This is a genomic window from Streptomyces sp. cf386 (assembly GCF_900103585.1).
Taxonomy (GTDB): domain Bacteria; phylum Actinomycetota; class Actinomycetes; order Streptomycetales; family Streptomycetaceae; genus Streptomyces.
In genome coordinates this window covers 231,886-247,231 of the sequence record NZ_FNHV01000005.1, presented here as the reverse complement: position 1 = coordinate 247,231, position 15,346 = coordinate 231,886, and the positions used below count along the sequence as shown (strand labels likewise).

At 71.3% G+C, this 15,346-nt stretch carries 17 protein-coding genes and 1 pseudogene; 12 read left to right on the top strand and 6 right to left on the bottom strand.

Features of this window, described 5'->3' with window-relative positions:
• Positions 1-244: 244 nt before the first annotated feature.
• The 5 genes and pseudogenes from BLU79_RS15030 (at position 245) to BLU79_RS49970 (ending at position 3,243) form a co-directional block, all read left to right on the top strand.
• Positions 245-937 (top strand): hypothetical protein, encoded by a 693-nt coding sequence (locus tag BLU79_RS15030; protein WP_093906246.1) that lies wholly within the window; start codon positions 245-247, stop codon positions 935-937.
• Positions 938-1,693: 756 nt separating this feature from the next.
• Positions 1,694-2,041: an NAD(P)/FAD-dependent oxidoreductase gene (locus BLU79_RS49040; RefSeq protein WP_256333310.1), complete on the top strand. Its 348-nt coding sequence runs from the start codon at positions 1,694-1,696 to the stop codon at positions 2,039-2,041.
• 15 nt (positions 2,042-2,056) lie between these two features.
• The gene (locus tag BLU79_RS49035; protein WP_256333309.1) at positions 2,057-2,368 is read left to right on the top strand and encodes a hypothetical protein; all 312 of its coding nucleotides are present in this window, start codon (positions 2,057-2,059) and stop codon (positions 2,366-2,368) included.
• 19 nt (positions 2,369-2,387) lie between these two features.
• Positions 2,388-2,888, top strand: coding sequence for a hypothetical protein (locus tag BLU79_RS49030; RefSeq protein ID WP_256333308.1), 501 nt, complete (start codon positions 2,388-2,390; stop codon positions 2,886-2,888).
• A pseudogene (locus BLU79_RS49970) lies at positions 2,885-3,243 on the top strand (TusE/DsrC/DsvC family sulfur relay protein). Before BLU79_RS49030 ends, BLU79_RS49970 begins: the two are co-directional and overlap by 4 nt.
• Positions 3,244-3,586: 343 nt before the next feature.
• Here BLU79_RS49970 and BLU79_RS15010 read toward each other — a convergent pair.
• Entirely contained in the window at positions 3,587-3,877 is a 291-nt protein-coding gene (locus BLU79_RS15010; protein WP_093906245.1) for a hypothetical protein, read from the bottom strand.
• 448 nt (positions 3,878-4,325) lie between these two features.
• Between BLU79_RS15010 and BLU79_RS15005 the strand changes: the two genes are divergently transcribed.
• Positions 4,326-4,700 carry a hypothetical protein gene (locus tag BLU79_RS15005; protein WP_093906244.1) on the top strand — a complete coding sequence of 125 codons (375 nt, stop codon included), beginning with the start codon at positions 4,326-4,328 and terminating at the stop codon, positions 4,698-4,700.
• A gap of 166 nt (positions 4,701-4,866) precedes the next feature.
• Here BLU79_RS15005 and BLU79_RS15000 read toward each other — a convergent pair whose 3' ends face one another.
• Positions 4,867-5,670, bottom strand: coding sequence for an FAD-dependent oxidoreductase (locus BLU79_RS15000; RefSeq protein WP_256333305.1), 804 nt, complete (start codon positions 5,668-5,670; stop codon positions 4,867-4,869).
• Between the two features lie 822 nt (positions 5,671-6,492).
• On the opposite strand from BLU79_RS15000, the gene BLU79_RS49965 reads away from it, so the two are divergent.
• The 3 genes from BLU79_RS49965 to BLU79_RS14985 all read left to right on the top strand — a co-directional run bounded on the left by BLU79_RS49965 (position 6,493) and on the right by BLU79_RS14985 (position 8,448).
• A complete protein-coding gene (locus BLU79_RS49965; RefSeq protein ID WP_371131872.1) occupies positions 6,493-6,753 on the top strand; it encodes an Hsp20/alpha crystallin family protein in 261 nt (86 codons plus the stop codon).
• 638 nt (positions 6,754-7,391) lie between these two features.
• Complete coding sequence (locus tag BLU79_RS49015) at positions 7,392-7,832, top strand: MBL fold metallo-hydrolase RNA specificity domain-containing protein (protein ID WP_256333304.1); 441 nt, start codon at positions 7,392-7,394, stop codon at positions 7,830-7,832.
• A gap of 409 nt (positions 7,833-8,241) precedes the next feature.
• Entirely contained in the window at positions 8,242-8,448 is a 207-nt protein-coding gene (locus tag BLU79_RS14985) for a hypothetical protein (protein WP_093906243.1), read from the top strand.
• Between the two features lie 98 nt (positions 8,449-8,546).
• Here BLU79_RS14985 and BLU79_RS14980 read toward each other — a convergent pair whose 3' ends face one another.
• From BLU79_RS14980 to BLU79_RS14965, 4 genes are all read right to left on the bottom strand, one after another.
• On the bottom strand, positions 8,547-9,065 hold the full coding sequence (locus BLU79_RS14980; protein WP_093906242.1) for a flavodoxin domain-containing protein: 519 nt from the start codon (positions 9,063-9,065) through the stop codon (positions 8,547-8,549).
• Positions 9,066-9,102: 37 nt separating this feature from the next.
• Positions 9,103-9,609, bottom strand: coding sequence for a universal stress protein (locus BLU79_RS14975; protein ID WP_093906241.1), 507 nt, complete (start codon positions 9,607-9,609; stop codon positions 9,103-9,105).
• A 119-nt stretch (positions 9,610-9,728) separates the two neighbouring features.
• Positions 9,729-10,142: a hypothetical protein gene (locus tag BLU79_RS14970; protein ID WP_093906240.1), complete on the bottom strand. Its 414-nt coding sequence runs from the start codon at positions 10,140-10,142 to the stop codon at positions 9,729-9,731.
• On the bottom strand, positions 10,139-10,795 hold the full coding sequence (locus BLU79_RS14965) for a DUF4389 domain-containing protein (protein ID WP_093906239.1): 657 nt from the start codon (positions 10,793-10,795) through the stop codon (positions 10,139-10,141). Before BLU79_RS14965 ends, BLU79_RS14970 begins: the two co-directional genes overlap by 4 nt.
• 462 nt (positions 10,796-11,257) lie before the next feature.
• On the opposite strand from BLU79_RS14965, the gene BLU79_RS14960 reads away from it, so the two are divergent.
• From BLU79_RS14960 to BLU79_RS14950, 3 genes are read left to right on the top strand one after another with little or no spacing between them, the layout of a single operon-like run.
• Entirely contained in the window at positions 11,258-12,133 is an 876-nt protein-coding gene (locus BLU79_RS14960; protein WP_093906238.1) for a universal stress protein, read from the top strand.
• Positions 12,134-12,135: 2 nt separating this feature from the next.
• Positions 12,136-12,915, top strand: a complete 780-nt coding sequence (locus tag BLU79_RS14955) for an HAD family hydrolase (protein ID WP_093906237.1) — start codon at positions 12,136-12,138, stop codon at positions 12,913-12,915.
• Positions 12,912-15,281: a glycoside hydrolase family 65 protein gene (locus tag BLU79_RS14950; RefSeq protein ID WP_093906236.1), complete on the top strand. Its 2,370-nt coding sequence runs from the start codon at positions 12,912-12,914 to the stop codon at positions 15,279-15,281. The genes BLU79_RS14955 and BLU79_RS14950 overlap by 4 nt, the downstream gene beginning before the upstream one ends.
• Positions 15,282-15,346 lie beyond the last annotated feature (65 nt).

The following is a 15,346-nucleotide window of genomic DNA, read 5'->3' as shown; positions in this document are numbered from 1 at the left end:
GCCGCCTCGTACCTGGTATGACGGGAGGGAACGACAGGCTCCCGCAGAGGCCCGGTCGCCCGAAGCGCCGGTCGCCGGCTCGGAGAAGTCGCCGGTCACCCGTATCGAGGACCGCCGTACCGAGTAGTCCGGCAGCCTCTGTACTACCACCGGTGCGCGGCCCGTCCATCCCCGCGCATCGGTCTTCGGCCGCCCTCGAGACCCGTCGACACAAGGCCCGCTCCCGGCGACCAGGGAGGACACGATGTCCGAGCAGCGATCATGCCGACGGCGACCGGGATCCCGTCTGCTCCCCCTCATGGCGGCCTCCGCCGCACTGGCGCTCTACGCGCTGCGGTTGCGGCCGAGGCTGCTGACCTGGGGGGCGGCACACGACGAGACCGCCCGTGCCTACCCCGGCGACGAACTCTTCACCGACGCCGACAGCACCTCAACCATGGCCACCACCCTTCCGGCACCACCCGAGAAGGTCTGGCCCTGGCTGGTCCAGATGGGATACGACCGCGCAGGCTGGTACAGCTGGGACCTCCTGGACCACTACGGAGAACCCAGTGCGGACCACATCGCGCCCGAGTGGCAGCACCTGGAGGAGGGACAACGCCTGAAGACGACACGGGACGGCCAGTCCTGGTTCACCGTGGCCCGCCTGGAGCCGAACCGGACCCTTGTGCTGCGCTCGGACCTGCGCCTGCCCTCCGGCCACTCCTTCGATCCGCAGTGGGATGTTCTCCCGCAGGCGCGCGTCAACGGGATCTGGGGCTTCCACCTGCTGCCGACCGCCGACGGCGACACCCGCCTCGTGGTCCGCACGCGCGGCCAGAGCCACCCACGTCCGCTCACCCGGCCCTTCGACCTGTTGCTGGGGGAGCCCGCGCACTTCATCATGCAGACCCGCCAGTTCCACAACCTGCGCACCCGGGTCGGCGCGGAAGCATGACGAGTAACGAGAGCGCCGGGGTCAGCCCGCGGTTTCTGGGAGCCAAGGGTCGGCGCCTCCCCAAGCCGCGGCAGCCCGGCGAACCGGCCGATCTGGCCGCCGGCATACAGGATCGTCAGGGGGCAGGGGTTGCGATGGAATGCGGGGTCGGCGTAGCGCGGCAGGACACCCGGGCCTTCACGTGGCCACAGCAGCCGCTCGGGCACCACGACCAGTTCGGCGCTCGTGCCGACAGCCCCGCAGGCCGGGGCTGACCCCAGGCGGAGCGGCGACTCGGGTGATCTTTGAGGAAGAGGGCACCGAACCAGCCGCACCGCAGGGCCGCTTCGGCGGCGGAGAGGCATTCGGTCGAGGCTCCGTCGTGGGCCCGCTGCGCGGGGAAGGTATGGAGCGGTGACGTGTCGTGCGCGGCTGCCCGTCCGCGGAAGACGTCTTCGAACCTCCTCGCTGGTGCCGATTGCCGCCGTATTCCGCTCGACCGCGAACGAGGCGGCGGATCGAGAGGCCGACAGGGCGCCGAGGGGCCGTTCGGCCCTCGTGCGAGCTGTCGTGCAGATGTACCCTGCCGGGTATTTTCTCAGGGGGGTCGGCGGCGAGTGGGCAGAGCAGGAATGGGATCGGCCGGGTGAGTCGAAGACATACCCGGGTGGGTGCTCGCGTCGGGACCCGCGGCCCATGTCTGACCCTCATCTGCCGTACGACAGTGGGGGTATGGGCACACACATCGTGATTCTCGGCGGTTGAACCGCCGGCACCATGACGGCCAACCGCCTGCGTCGCACGTGGGGCGAGCGCGAGTGCCGGATCACGGTCGTCGACCAGGACGACGACCACCTGTACCAGCCCGGCCTACTGTTCGTCGCGTTCGGGCTCGCCCATCCGCACCACCTGGTCCGCTCTCGTCCGCGGCAGCTGCATGCCGCCATCGACTACAAGCAGGCGCGGATCGAGCGGGTCGACCTGGAAGCGCGGACTGTGCACCTCAGCCGTGGCATCCGGCTGGGCTACGACGTCCTCGTGGTCGCCACCGGAGCCACGCTTCTGCCCGCGGCGACCGAAGGGCTGACCGGTCCCGGCTGGGGCGAGCGGGTCTTCACCTTCTAGGACCTGCCCGGCGCGGTGGGGCTGCACAACGCGCTGGAGCGATTCGACGGGGGCCGCGTCGTGGTCGACGTAGCGGATCTGCCGGTCAAGTGCCCTGTCGCGCCACTTGAGTTCGCCTTCCTCGCCGACTGGTACTACCAGCGGCGAGGTATCCGGGACAAGGTCCGGCTGACCTACGTCACCCCGCTGGATGCCGCCTTCACCGAGCCCGTCGCCGCACGGACGCGCGGCGGCCTTCTGGAGGACAAGGGCATCGAGCTGGTCACCGAGTTCACCCTGGGCGAGTCGATGGTGCCGGCGGGCGGCTGGTGTCGTAGACGAACGTGAGCTGCCCGTCGATCTCGCGGTGGTGGTGCCGCTGCACGGTGGTGCCGCGTACGTGGGCCGTTCCGAGGGGCTCGGCGACGAGCTGGGCTTCATCTCCGTCGACCAGCACAGCCTCCAGCACTCCGATCGCCCCGAGGTGTTCGCGATCGGCGACGCGGCAGACGTGCCGGCGTCCAAGGCCGGATCGGTGGCGCACTTCGAGGGCGAGAAGCTGGCGCACAACATTGGCCGCCTCCTGACCGGAGAGCCGCTGGACGCCTCCTACGACGGGCACGCCAACTGCTTCGTGGAGACCGGCTTCCACAAGGCTCTGCTCATCGACTTCAACTACGACACCGAGCCGCTGCCCGGCCACTTCCCGACCGCGATGGGCCTGCCGCTGCTGAAGGAGTCGCACGCCCATCACCTCGGCAAGCAGGCCTTCGAGTGGCCGTACTTGCACAGCCTGCTGCCCGGCCGGGAACTGCCCGGCGTCGGCGTGGAGATGCCCGAGCGCGGCAAGCGGCACATCCGCGCATGACTCCCGGAACGGATCCGACCATGCCTACCGCCATGTACGACGACGCGGCCGTCCCCGTCGACGAGGAGGGTTTCTTCATCGACCCCGGCCGGTGGATCGAGCCGATGGCCGAGCAGATCGCCCGCGAGTCAGGCATTGAGGCGCTGACCGACCAGCACTGGACAGTCATCCGCTTCATGCGCGAGCAGTACGCCGCCAAGGGCACGGGCCCCCCGTGCGCGTGCTCGGCAAGACCTCTGGTGTGAGCGTCGAGGAGCTGTACCAACTGTTCCCCAAGGATCCGGCGACGACGGCTGTGAAGATCGCCGGAATCCCCAGGCCACGTGATCCCTGGAAGGGATCTACCCGGCCCTGATCATGGCCAACGGCGCCCGTGCCGAGGGGATCGAGGCAGACCTTCCGGACCTGGTCACGCGGTACATGGAACGCAAGATGGACAAGCTCGGCATCCCGCCCATCCCCGAGTTCATCGAGATGATCGCCGACACCCGCGCGGGCATCTACGCCTGCCAGGCATCCGTCGACCTTTCGAACTTGCCAAGGGTGACCCGGTCGACCAGGTGGGGGCATCATCAACGTCGGCGAGTTCTACGAGCACGCGGCCGGAGGCCAGATCATCTACACCTGAGGCGACCGCAGCGGACTAGGTCTCTTGGCCTTGCTGTGCCACTGAGGCGTGCCCGCGGCGGTGCTCCGCTTCACTCACGGTGTGATGGGAAGCTCGGCACCTCCCTGAACCCGGCGCCCCGCTCGGCCAGGCGGGCGTGCAGCAGGAGCAGGTGGGCCAGATCGCGTGCCTCGTCGGCGGTGAGCGCCGCCCACACGCCCGGCTCGCCGCCTTGATCCCGACCCACGTCCAGGGTGACCCGGCTGATGGGCGGGTTCGCAGGCGCGAGTCGCAGGCATCGCACGGCGATCCGGCGCCCGCAGGTTGTGACGAGAGAGGTGCCTCCGGCCGTTGAGGGCCAGTCACGTTCTGCCTTCTCCATCTTCCTCACGCTCCTTCGTCGGGTCGGTGACGGCCGGCCCGGCGGGCGTCGCCTCGGGCTCGAATACCCGGTGGGGTATAAGCGTCAGCGCTGTGCAGGCCTGAATTGTTCCCCGCTCGCGTGCGCATGGCCGCTCAGTGATCGGCTGGGAGGTGTATATCGCCTGCCGCTCGGTGAGGCATTGGCGCATTCACCTTCGTGCCTACGCAGCGTGTACCGCCTGAACGCGATCTCTGCCGCGAACCAACCTAAGGACTTGCACACTGCCTCATGCGGGATGCCCCCGGTGAGGCAGCCAACCGCACCATGTACCGGCTCGGCCGGGTGTACCAGTGGCCAGCCGCCCGGCTCCTGCCGCACCTGGATCCCGAGGGGCCGGCATCCACCGCCGATCCGGGCGCTGCCCGGTCCGTCCGCCGGGCCGGTCGCCACGGGGGGGGGACCAGGAATGATCCGCTCGGCGTTCCGGCGGCACCGCACCCTCTCCGTCACTGCCGCGGCCCTCGCCCTCGTCCTGCTCACCGCCACAGTCGCCGAGTTCGCCCCCCGCATGCTGCCGCACAGCCGCCTGTCCGCCCGCAGCGGGCCAGGCCCTCGGCAAGGACATCGACATCGACAGCGAGGAGGACCGGCCCTGCTCGACCTGGACGACCGGCATCTCGGCACAGTGACCATCACGGGTGACCACGCCACGCTCGGCCGTATCCCGGACGTGTCTGCCCGCGCCCGTCTGGATGACATACGGTTGACCGGCCACCACTCAAGCACCGTCGCCCACACCCACGTCGACGTCGAAGTCCCGCCGGGTCCCTGCAAGGCATGACTGCCCTCGGCCTTCGGGACGGGCTCGGCCGGGCAACGTCGGCACCCCGGCTGAAGGGCGGGGACGTGACGCTGCGTCCGCAGGACGCCGAGATCCTGGGTGGCCGCGCACCCGCCGCGCTCGTCGTCCGCATCCAGAACGGCCGGACCGAACGCGCCGACGCCGACTACCCCCTGGGACTCCGGTCACTCCTCCGGCACCATCTCCATCGCACCGGACGGGCACTCGGCGACACAGAGCCGCACCCCTTGCAGTAGTCCAGGTCGATCGCGAAACCCTTGCCGGGGCCCGGCTTGGTGATCGCGTTGTCCGGGCAGACGCCGTAACAGTTGTCGCATTCGAAGCAGTTCCCGCACGACCTGCAGCGCCGGGCCTCGAACAGGGCGTTGGACTCGTCGAGCCCCTGCACCACCTCGTCGAACGTCGAGACACGCCGGGCCAGTTCGAGGCCGGGCCGAACCGACGCGGGTGCGTCCGAGTAGTACCAGGTATTGAGCCGGTCGAAGTCGGCCGGAGCGTGCTTGACACCCGGCTCGTACGAAGTCCTGCGCAGATACGCGTCGATGTGTCGCGCGACCTTCTTGCCATGCCCCACGGCCACGGCCACGGTCACCGTCCGCTCGGCCGGCACCATGTCGCCTCCGGCGAAGATGCCCTGATGCCGGGTCGCCAGTCCCTCGGCGACCTGCACCGTGCCGTGGTCCACCGTCAGTTCCGGCACGCCTTTCAGCAGGGACAGATCGCAGTCCTGCCCCAACGCCAGCACAACCGTGTCGGCGGCCAGCTCGTCGAACTTGCCCGTGGGCTGCGGGAATCCTGACTCGTCGAGCCGCATCCGCTCGATGGTGAGGCGACCGCCGTCCGCATGCTTGAGGGTGGACAGCCACTTCATCCGCATGCCCTCCTCCAGCGCCTCCTCGACCTCCTCGTCGTGCGCGGGCATCCGGTCCCGGGTACGCCGGTAGACCACCACGGCGTCGGTCGCGCCCAGCCTGCGCGCGGTGCGGGCCGCGTCCGTGGCCTTTTGCCGCCGTAGACCGCGACCGTGCGGCCCAGCAGGGGAGGTTCCTCGCCCTCCAGGCTGCCCAGCAGAGCCACCGCGTCGAGGATGTGCGCGCTGTCACCCGCGGGGATGTAGGTACCCCTGCCGAGGCCCGCGCCCACGGCCAGGAACACGGCGTCGAAGCCGCCGTCCCGCTGGGCGGCGAGCACGTCGTCGACGCGGGTGCCGGTGCAGCGGATCCCGGGGGTGATCCCGAGGCCAGGGTGACGTGTGCGAGGCGGTGCCGTCCGATGGCGAAGACTTGTCGTGCGCGCGTGCCGCAGGGCTGGTTCTGGCGGTGGCGTCGCAACCCCCTCCGGCGCCGACAGAATCGCGTGGCCGCGCACGGCCTCGCCGTGCGCGCGGCGGCGCGCCCTGACTCCGCCATGCTCACCGAGAACGCACCGAGGAACCCGACCGCGACTACGGCCGGGTTTCGGCGACCGCACGGTGACGCCGGCGAACTGGTCGAAGAAGACGAGCGGCCGACGGGGGCCGATCGGGTCTCCCACGGGACCGGTCGGCCCAGGCGCGCCCCCGCCTCGCCGCGTCACGCTGGAAGTAGGAAGAGAAAAGAGGAGGGCGACATGAGCGGCATGATCGAGCGGCTGCCCGGCTGGCCCACACTCCCCGACCTGTTCGGTTGGGTAGAGAGCGGGCTCCCCACGGTCCACACCGTACCGGGGACACACGGCATCCGCATCGAGGAGCGCCTTACGGACGGAACGTACGTGCTGCGGGCCGAGCTTCCTGGCATCGACCCTGCCGAGGACGTCGAGATCACCATCACGGAAGGCGTGCTCACACTGCGGGCCGAGCGCACCGAGGAGACCAAGGAGAAGCACCACACGGAGTTCCGCTACGGGCACGTTCACCCGTTCCGTCCGGCTGCCGGCCGGAGCCACGGGCGACGAGGCGACCGCGGACTACAAGGACGGTGTCCTGACCATCACGGTTCCGGTGCCGGAGGCGAAGGCGGGCACCAGGACCATCCCCGTGCGGCTCGTCTGAGCGCCGTTGCGCGCCGAAGCCGCACAGCGTGTGCGTGGCCGGCTGGTCACCCGGCCACGGACACGCGTCTTTTCGCGCTCTCCCCGGCCCTTCTTGAGAAACGCAGCCGCGGTGCCGTATCCCCGATCGAAGAAGGCCGAGTCATGACCACTGTGGTGAGCGCCCAGGAGGAGGGCACCCGGACATGATCCCGGCCGGCATAAGGACGGCCACACCCTCGCCGTCAGCGGCGACCTCGGCCGCCCCGGCCATCCGCTGCTGCGTCCGCCGGAGCCGTTCTCCGGGGCGGACGTGCTGCTGATGGAGTCGACCTACAGCAACCGGCGGCACGAGGACCAGGCCGCCCGAGCCCACCTCGCCGACGTCGTGATCCGGACCCTGGCACGCGGGGGGGGGGGGGGGGGGACCGTCGTCATACCGGCATTCGCCCTCGACCGAACTGAGGTGGTCCTGCACGAACTCGCCTAACTCCGCAGCGCGGGCCGGCTGCCGGCGTCGGTGCTCGTGTACGTCGACAGCCCCATGGCCCTGGCAGCCCTCGACGTGTACCGGGATGCCGTCCTCACCCGGGCGCCCGAACTGCGTCCGAGATCGCCATCGCCGGCACGGCGGCACTGAGCCCCGAGCCGTTCCGGACCGTGCGGTCGATCCAGGAATCCGTCGAACTCGGCCACGAGAGCGGTCCGGCCGTCATCGTCTCGGCGTCCGGCATGGCCACCGGAGGGCGCGTCCTGCACCATCTGCGGCGGCTGGTGCCCGATGCGCGCAACGCCGTCGTCGTCGTGGGCTTCGCGGCTCAGGGCACCCGCGGCCGCGATCTCGTCGAGGGCGCCAAGGTGCTCAAGATGTTCGGTGAGTACGTTCCGGTGCGTGCCCAGGTCGCGGACGTACCGCACTCCTCGGCACACGCCGATGCCGGACAGATCATCGACTGGCTGCGCGGCGCGCCCGCCCCGAACGCCACCTATCTGGTGCACGGGGAGCCCGACGCCGCCGCGGCCCTGCGCGACCGGATCGATCGGACCCTGGGCTGGACCGCCGTCGTACTGTGCTCCGGGGAGCGCGTGCTCGTCCGGTAACCCCACCATGACCGGGAACCTCGGTAGGGGAGCCGCCCGGACGGCGTGCGCAGGTCCTGGGGCTCCGGCCGACGCGGTGCCGAGGAGCGCTTGGCCTCCTGTACCCGCCACGTGATCGTCGCCTCCTGGAAGGCCGTCCCCGCGGAATGTCGGTCCTCCCCGCACCGCGTGTACCAGCAGGCCTTGTGCGCCGCCGGCTCCCGGACCCTGAGGCCACTGACCCCGGCTCATGGGCCATGCTGCCAGGCATCAGGGCCGGTCGGCCCCAGGGGACGAGGTGAGGGCGGACGCCGTCAGAGCAAGGGCCGCTCCAGCCCTCCGTTCGGGACGTATGGCTCATGCGCCGGGAGCCGTATCGGAGTTGGCTGGAGATGAGAGGGAACGATGCCGACCCGAGGGGGCGAGGACCGTGGGCACGAGTCTCACGCCGGAGTTCCGGGAGCGGTTCACGCTCCTGCTGTTCGTGGCGATGGGGGTGACCTTTGCTCTTGCCGCGCTGTTCGACACGCTCGCGCTGCGTCGGCAGAACCGCCGGGCGCTCCGGCCGCCGGTGCCGCCGACGCGGGCCCCGCACCGGACCGAGACCGCCGACCACCGCCCGTCCGTCCGCTGCTGAGGCACTCGGATCGCCGGGGACCGCGGACGGACACGCCACGACTCCCCGCCGCCCGCACGGCGGGGAGTCGTCATGTGCGAACCGTCATGTACGAGCCATCATGTGCGGAGCAGTTCTCCGGCGATCTCGGCCGCCCAGCCGTCGATGGCGTCCCATTCGCGGTGGTCGCCGTACCGGCCGCCCATCAGACGGAACCGGATCCGTCCGCCGAGCGGCAGCTGGGAGGCGTGGATGACGCCGGAGAAGAGCCGGTGATCCCTGTACGAGAGATCTGTGGGCAGGCTCCGGACGATCACCGGGGCCTCCATCGGCCCCAGTCGCTTCCACGGCCCGCGCAGCGCTCCTGGCATTCCGACGCTGAAGAGCCACATGGGGCGGGGGCCGAGCAGCCCCAGGTTGTCGCGCACGAACTTCCCGGCCGGGTCGAGCCAGCTCTGGTTGTGCACGGCGCTGCCGAGGACGAATGCGCCGTACGTGTCGGCGTCGTCGACGACGTCCAGGGGCCGCACGTCGGCCCTCAGCCCGGCGCGGCCAAGGCCGGCGGCCAGCCGCTCGGCGACACCGCGGGTCGAGCCGTGCGCGGTCGCGTAACCCACCAGGACATGCATCGCGCTCATCTCCTCAGGGGGCGGTACCGCGAGCCGCGCCGCCCCGTCACGCGGCTCCGGTCCGTACGTCGGGAGTGGTGCCGACCGCCCGGAGCCGTGCCGCATGGCGGTCGGGGGCGGGCACCGTCACCACGGGGACCGTGGCGTGCCGCAGACAATCGCGGCCGACTGTGCCGACCGCCGGGAGCTCCCACTGCCCGTGGGCCCTGCGGCCGAGGACCAGTAGCAGAGCGCCGCGTGCGTACCGCAGGAGTACCCGTGCGGCAGGCCCCTCCGCCACGACGGCACGCAGGTCGGGGCCGACGCGGGGGCCGAAGGCCTGACGTACGGCCGAGGCGAGGACCTCGGCGGCTCGCTCGCGCTGCTCCGAGACCGTCGGACGGGCCGACGCCGGCGCGTAGGGCGCGAACCCGGCCGTGGCCGGTTCCCAGGCGTGCACGGCAACGACCGGCGTGCCGAGGGCCCGTGCCTGCTCCGCCGCCCAGCGCAGCGCGGCCACGGACGCCTCGGAACCGTCGACGCCCACCACGATTCCGTCGGCGTGTTCGGTCATGGCTGCCTCCCTGGATGGCCTCTGCTGCCACCCTCTCCCGAACCGGGCGGGCGACGAGTGGGCCGAGCGGCTCTGGGCCCGTGCCCAACGGGCCCTTGCGATGGCGGGCTCGGGCGGGCTCAGTACAGCGAGCCCGGCCAGCTCGTCGCCACGGCGGCGATGACGGCCGCGTCGAGGAGTACGCCCAGGGACAGCCACGGGTTGAACCACAGGGACTTCAGCACCAGACCGACCGAGGCCGCGAGCACCGCCGCGGCCGTCCAGCCGCTGCTCTGCGCAGCGGTGGCCGCGCCCGCGATGACGTAGAGCATGGTGGTGACGGAAGCGAGGGCGACGGCCGCCCGGCTCTCCCCCAGTCTCGACTTCGCTCGACCGGGGGCACCCCCATCCCGTGCCTGAGGCAGTCCCGCCGAGGCGAGCACCCACGAGTACCGGGGGTTGACCGGCTGCTCGGTGGTGCCGTGGGGTAGCCAGACGGTCAGATGGAGCAGCCCGTGCACGAACAGGAACGTCGAGACCAGGGTGGTGATCATCGCAGTGACTCCGGTTCGTCGCCACCGAGGTCGAGCCGGAACGGCGGGTACACGTCGGTGAGGAGGGCCGCGTAGGCTGCCACCCGCAGCGCCCACCGGTTGAGGCCGATGACCAGATCGAAGATGCCGCGTGGGTAGCGGGCAGTGGCGGCCAGGGAGACGCCGGCGAACAGAGCGAGCAACCCGATCAGCCCGCCCGAGAACCAGACCATCCGGGCGCCGCCGAGGAAGAACCCCAGCACCAGGTAGTGGGGGATCGCCAGCAGCCACCACTTCACCAGGACCAGGCCCCGGGACAGTTGCTCGGGGTACGCCACTTCCCAGTGGGTCGGGTAGTCGGGCACGTCGGCGAGGGTGAACGGCGGATAGCGGTCGGTGCCCAGCGCCCCGTACGCGTAGTACGCCACGCGCCAGCTCCAGCGCAGCACACCCGCATTGAAGTCGAACAGCGCTCGCGGATAACGCCCGGTGAACAGGACGGCGAAGAACGCCACCACGCTCACAACGACGAACGCCACCCACAGGAAGGCGAGGACGACGAAGTGGGGCAGGGCGAGCAGCCACTTCACCAGCCAGAGCCAACGCGACAGGCCGGTGTCGAGGGTCGCGGTCAGCCGGGCGGGGTGGACAGGATGCAGTGTTTCCGTGGCCATGATCGGTCCCTTCCAGGCGGGTGGTGATCACGAGCGGTAACGCCCGGTGGTCGTCGTGGTCGTCACCCGAAGTCCAGGCTGGGGTCCAGTACGACCGCGCCGATCAGGATGAGAGGCATCAACGCTGCCCTCCTCGGGGGGCGCCCGGTGCCGAGCGCCGCGTCCGGCCCTCGGCGGATCTCGGTCCTGACGACCCGCCAGGCGTTCACCTCCAGCCTTCACCCAGGCGCGGGACGTTCCAAGGGCTGCTCGGGCAGGCCGCCGGGCCGATCGGCCCTCATGCCGCCGGTGTGCGGGTCGGCCCGGCGTTCTCTCCCGCACCGGTGCTCCCCGGCACCCCTGCATGGGCCCAACGGCCCCGGATGGGGCCGACTCACCCCTGCTGCCGCCGGACCCGAAGTGCGAGGGTGGAGTGGACCCGCGCCGCATCCCCCTGCGGCCCGACGGAAGGCGGTGGGCGCGATGGAGCTGCCCCTGGTCGTAGGCGTCGACGGATCGGAGCCGAGTCTCGGCGCGGTCGACTGGGCCGTGGACGAGGCGGCCCGGCACGGTCTGCCGCTGCGCCTGGTGTACGCGTCCCTGTGGGAGCGGTACGAGGGCAACGTGGCCTCCGCCGGAGCGGAACGCCCGGCTGAGCGAGTCATGGCGGAGACCCTCGTCGGCACCGCGGCCGAACGCGCCCATCGACGCAACCCCGAGGTGAAGGTCTCGGTCGACGTGGTCCCCGACGAGGCGGCGAACGCGCTTCTGGGCGAAGCCCATCACGCCTTCGCCGTGGTGACCGGATCACGCGGCCGCGGTGAGTTCGCCGGCCTGCTCCTGGGATCGGTCGGCCTGGCCGTGGCGGCTCGCGCCCACGGACCGGTGATCGTGGTCCGCGGTGTGAAGGCCGGCCTGGCAGACACCCACGGGCGGATCCTGCTCGGCGCGGCCGACCCCTCGATCGCCGGTGAGGCGATGCGATTCGCCTTCCGCGAGGCCGAGGCACGCCGATGCACGCTCGATGTCGTGCGGGCCTGGCGTGTTCCCGTCCAGGAGTCGGTCGACCACCACGTGAGCACCGGCGAGCCGGCCCACCACCAGAAGGAACGGGCGTCCGCCCTGCTCGACGCCGTGCTCCACGACCCGATGGCGGACCACCCCGGCGTACCGGTGCGTCGCGACACGGTGGAGGGACCGGCCCACCGGGTGCTCCTGCGCCGGTCGGCGGCCGCCGACCTCGTCGTGGTCGGAGCGCGGCGCCGGTCCGGCCACTTCGGGCTTCAGCTGGGCCGGGTGGGGCACACGCTGCTGCACCATGCTCCCTGCCCCGTAGCCGTCGTACCGCAACCGGAGTGACCATGACCATGGAGCGCCCCCTCACCCCGACGACGTCCCCGGACGCACTCGCACCCGTCTTACGGGACATCCGAGCCGTCGTCTTCGACACCGACGGAGTGATCACCGACTCGGCGCGGGTGCACGCGGCAGCGTGGAAGACGGCGTTCGACGCCTTCCTGCGCGCGCATCCGCCGGCGGATCCTGCGCGGCGTCTCCCTTTCGACGTCCGGGACGACTACCTCCGGTTCGTGGACGGCAAGTCCCGCCTCGACGGGGCCGCCGCCTTCCTCGCCTCGCGCGGTATCGATGCGTCGGACGAGACGGTGCGGGACGTCGCCTCCGACAAGGAGCGGCTGTTCACCGAGCGGCTGCGCGCACACGGCGTGGACGCCTACCCGGGAACGGTGCGGCTGGTGCGTGCCCTTCGCCGGGCGGGGGTGCCCGTCGCGGCGGCCTCGGCCTCCCGCCACGCCGGAGAGCTGCTCGCCCGGGCCGGGGTGCGCGAGCTCTTCGACGTCCTCGTGGACGGTGGCGAGGCCGCCCGGCTGAACCTGCCGGGCAAGCCGCGGCCCGACTTGTTCCTCACGGCAGTCGATCGGCTCGGGGTTCCCGCCGGCCGCGCCGCCGTCGTGGAGGACGCCCTGGCCGGTGTCGAGGCCGGGCGCAGCGGCGGGTTCGCTCTCGTCGTCGGGGTGGACCGGGCCGCCTCCGGGGACTCGGGGGAGCGGCTGCGGCGGCACGGTGCCGACATCGTCGTACGGGATCTGGCGGAACTGCTGGTGCGAGGAGCGTCGAAGTGACGGGCTGGACCTGGGAGTACGAAGGCTACGATCCCGCGCAGCAACGCCTGAGGGAATCTCTGTGCACCCTCGGCAACGGCTACTTCGCCACCCGGGGCGCGCTCCCGGAGTGCGCGCCCGACGAGATCCACTCCCCGGGCACCTACATCGCGGGCATCTACAACCGGCTCACCTCCGACGTGGCGGGCCGTCGGGTCGAGAACGAGGACATGGTCAACGTCCCGAACTGGCTGCCGCTGCGCTTCCGCCTGCGCGACGGCCAGTGGCTCAACCCCGACACCGACCCGGTGCTCACCCACCGCCTGGACCTGCGCCTGGCCTCGGGCATGCTCGAACGGCGCACCCGCTACGACCTCGGCGGGGGCCGGGTGCTGGCGGTGCGTCAGCAGCGGATCGTCCACATGGCCGATCCGCATCTGGCAGCGCTGCGTACCGAGTTCACAGCCGAGGGCTTCTCCGGCGAACTCGAGGTCGAGGCGCTGCTCGACGGCGGCGTCACCAACGCCGGTGTCCCGCGCTACCGCGACCTGGACGGCCACCACCTCACGCACGTGCACGCGGGCACCGCCGCCGCGGACACGGTCTGGCTGCGCTGTCGCACCCGTACCTCGGACATCCGGATCGGCATGGCCGCCCGGCTGACCGCCGACCCGCCGGTCTCGATCCGGAACAAGAGCACCCGTACCACCCAGCACACCTGTCTGGAACTGGTGGAGGGCCGCCCGGCGACCGTCGACAAGGTCGTCGCCCTGCACACCTCCCGCGACCCGGCCATCAGCGACCCGCTGCACGCCGCCGTCGACCGGGTGGGCCGGGCACCCGGCTTCGACGACCTGCTCGAAACCCACCTCACGGCCTGGGACCAGCTCTGGCGTCGCGCCGAACTCGACGTCGCGGGTCAGTCGGGCCGCATCCTGCGGCTGCACCTCTTCCACGTCCTGCAGACCCTCTCCCCGCACACCGCCGACCTCGACGTCGGCGTGCCCGCCCGGGGACTGCACGGCGAGGCCTACCGCGGCCATGTCTTCTGGGACGAGCTGTTCGTGCTGCCCTTCCTCAACCTGCACTTCCCGGAGGTCTCCCGGGCCCTACTGCGCTACCGCCACCGCCGCCTCGAACAGGCCTGTACTGCTGCCGTTGCAGCGGGCCGCCGGGGTGCCCTGTACCCGTGGCAGAGCGGCAGCGACGGGCGTGAGGAGACCCAGCAGCTGCATCTCAACCCGCGCTCGGGACGCTGGCTGCCCGACCACTCCCGTCTCCAGCATCATGTCGGTTCGGCGATCGCGTACAACGTGTGGCAGTACTGCGAGGCGAGCGGCGACATGGAGTTCCTGCACACCAAGGGCGCCGAGATGCTGTTGCAGATCGCCCGCTTCTGGGCGGACAAGGCCGTCTACGACGACAGCCTCGGACGGCACCGCATCAGGGGCGTGGTCGGCCCCGACGAGTACCACGAGTCCTACCCCGGTGCCGACGCGCCTGGCCTCGACGACAACGCGTACACGAATGTCACGGCCGCCTGGGTGCTCGCCCGCACGCTGGAGCTGCTGGGCGTCCTTCCGGAGCCCCGCCGGCGCGAGCTCGTGGAGCGCACCGGCCTGGACGGGGGCGAACTCGAACGGTGGGAGGACGTCTCGCGGACGCTCCATGTGCCGTTCCACGGCGGCGTCATCAGCCAGTTCGCGGGCTACGGCGAGCTCGCCGAGCTTGCTTGGGAGGGGTACCGGGAGCGGTACGGCGACATTCGGCGGCTGGACCGGATCCTTGAGGCGGAGGGCGACACCGTCAACCGCTACCAGGCCTCCAAGCAGGCCGATGTCCTCATGCTCGGCTACCTCTTCTCACCGGCCGAACTGGGGGGCCTTTTCGGCCGGTTGGGTGTCCGGCTGGACGAGGAGATGTGGCGGCGCACCGTCGACTACTACATGCACCGCACCAGCCACGGCTCCACCCTCAGCGGCCTGGTCCACGGCTGGGTCCTGGCCCGGGCACGGCGCGCCGAGGCGTGGAAGTTCTGCCAGGAGGCACTGCAGGGCGACATCGCCGACGTCCAGGGCGGCACCACCGGCGAAGGCATCCACCTGGGCGCCATGGCCGGCACCCTCGACCTCGTCCAGCGCGGGCTGACCGGCCTGGAGACCCGCGAGGGGGCGCTGTGGCTCGATCCGGTGCCGCTGCCGGAACTGTCCTCGTACGGCTTCGCTCTGCGCTACCAGGGGCACTGGGGCGTACGACTGCGCCTGGAGCGCGGGAAGCTGGAGATCGCCGTTCCCTCCTCGGACGCGTCCGCCATCGACGTACGGCTGCCGGACCGCGCGGTCAGTGTCGAACCCGGGGAGACGGCCCGGCTGGAACTCCCGGACTGACCGTCAGCCGGACTGACCGTCAGCCGGGGCGGCCGTCGACCGCCCTTCGGCCGCGACACCCGCGG

Bases quoted from the DNA above. Each gene is read 5' to 3' on its own strand.
- BLU79_RS14960 (WP_093906238.1), top strand. From the start codon at position 11,258: ATGGAGCTGCCCCTGGTCGTAGGCGTCGACGGATCGGAGCCGAGTCTC.
- BLU79_RS15030 (WP_093906246.1), top strand. From the start codon at position 245: ATGTCCGAGCAGCGATCATGCCGACGGCGACCGGGATCCCGTCTGCTC.
- BLU79_RS14970 (WP_093906240.1), bottom strand. From the start codon at position 10,142: ATGATCACCACCCTGGTCTCGACGTTCCTGTTCGTGCACGGGCTGCTC.
- BLU79_RS14955 (WP_093906237.1), top strand. From the start codon at position 12,136: ATGACCATGGAGCGCCCCCTCACCCCGACGACGTCCCCGGACGCACTC.
- BLU79_RS15005 (WP_093906244.1), top strand. From the start codon at position 4,326: ATGATCCGCTCGGCGTTCCGGCGGCACCGCACCCTCTCCGTCACTGCC.
- BLU79_RS15010 (WP_093906245.1), bottom strand. From the start codon at position 3,877: ATGGAGAAGGCAGAACGTGACTGGCCCTCAACGGCCGGAGGCACCTCT.
- BLU79_RS14975 (WP_093906241.1), bottom strand. From the start codon at position 9,609: ATGACCGAACACGCCGACGGAATCGTGGTGGGCGTCGACGGTTCCGAG.
- BLU79_RS14980 (WP_093906242.1), bottom strand. From the start codon at position 9,065: ATGAGCGCGATGCATGTCCTGGTGGGTTACGCGACCGCGCACGGCTCG.
- BLU79_RS14965 (WP_093906239.1), bottom strand. From the start codon at position 10,795: ATGGCCACGGAAACACTGCATCCTGTCCACCCCGCCCGGCTGACCGCG.
- BLU79_RS49040 (WP_256333310.1), top strand. From the start codon at position 1,694: ATGACGGCCAACCGCCTGCGTCGCACGTGGGGCGAGCGCGAGTGCCGG.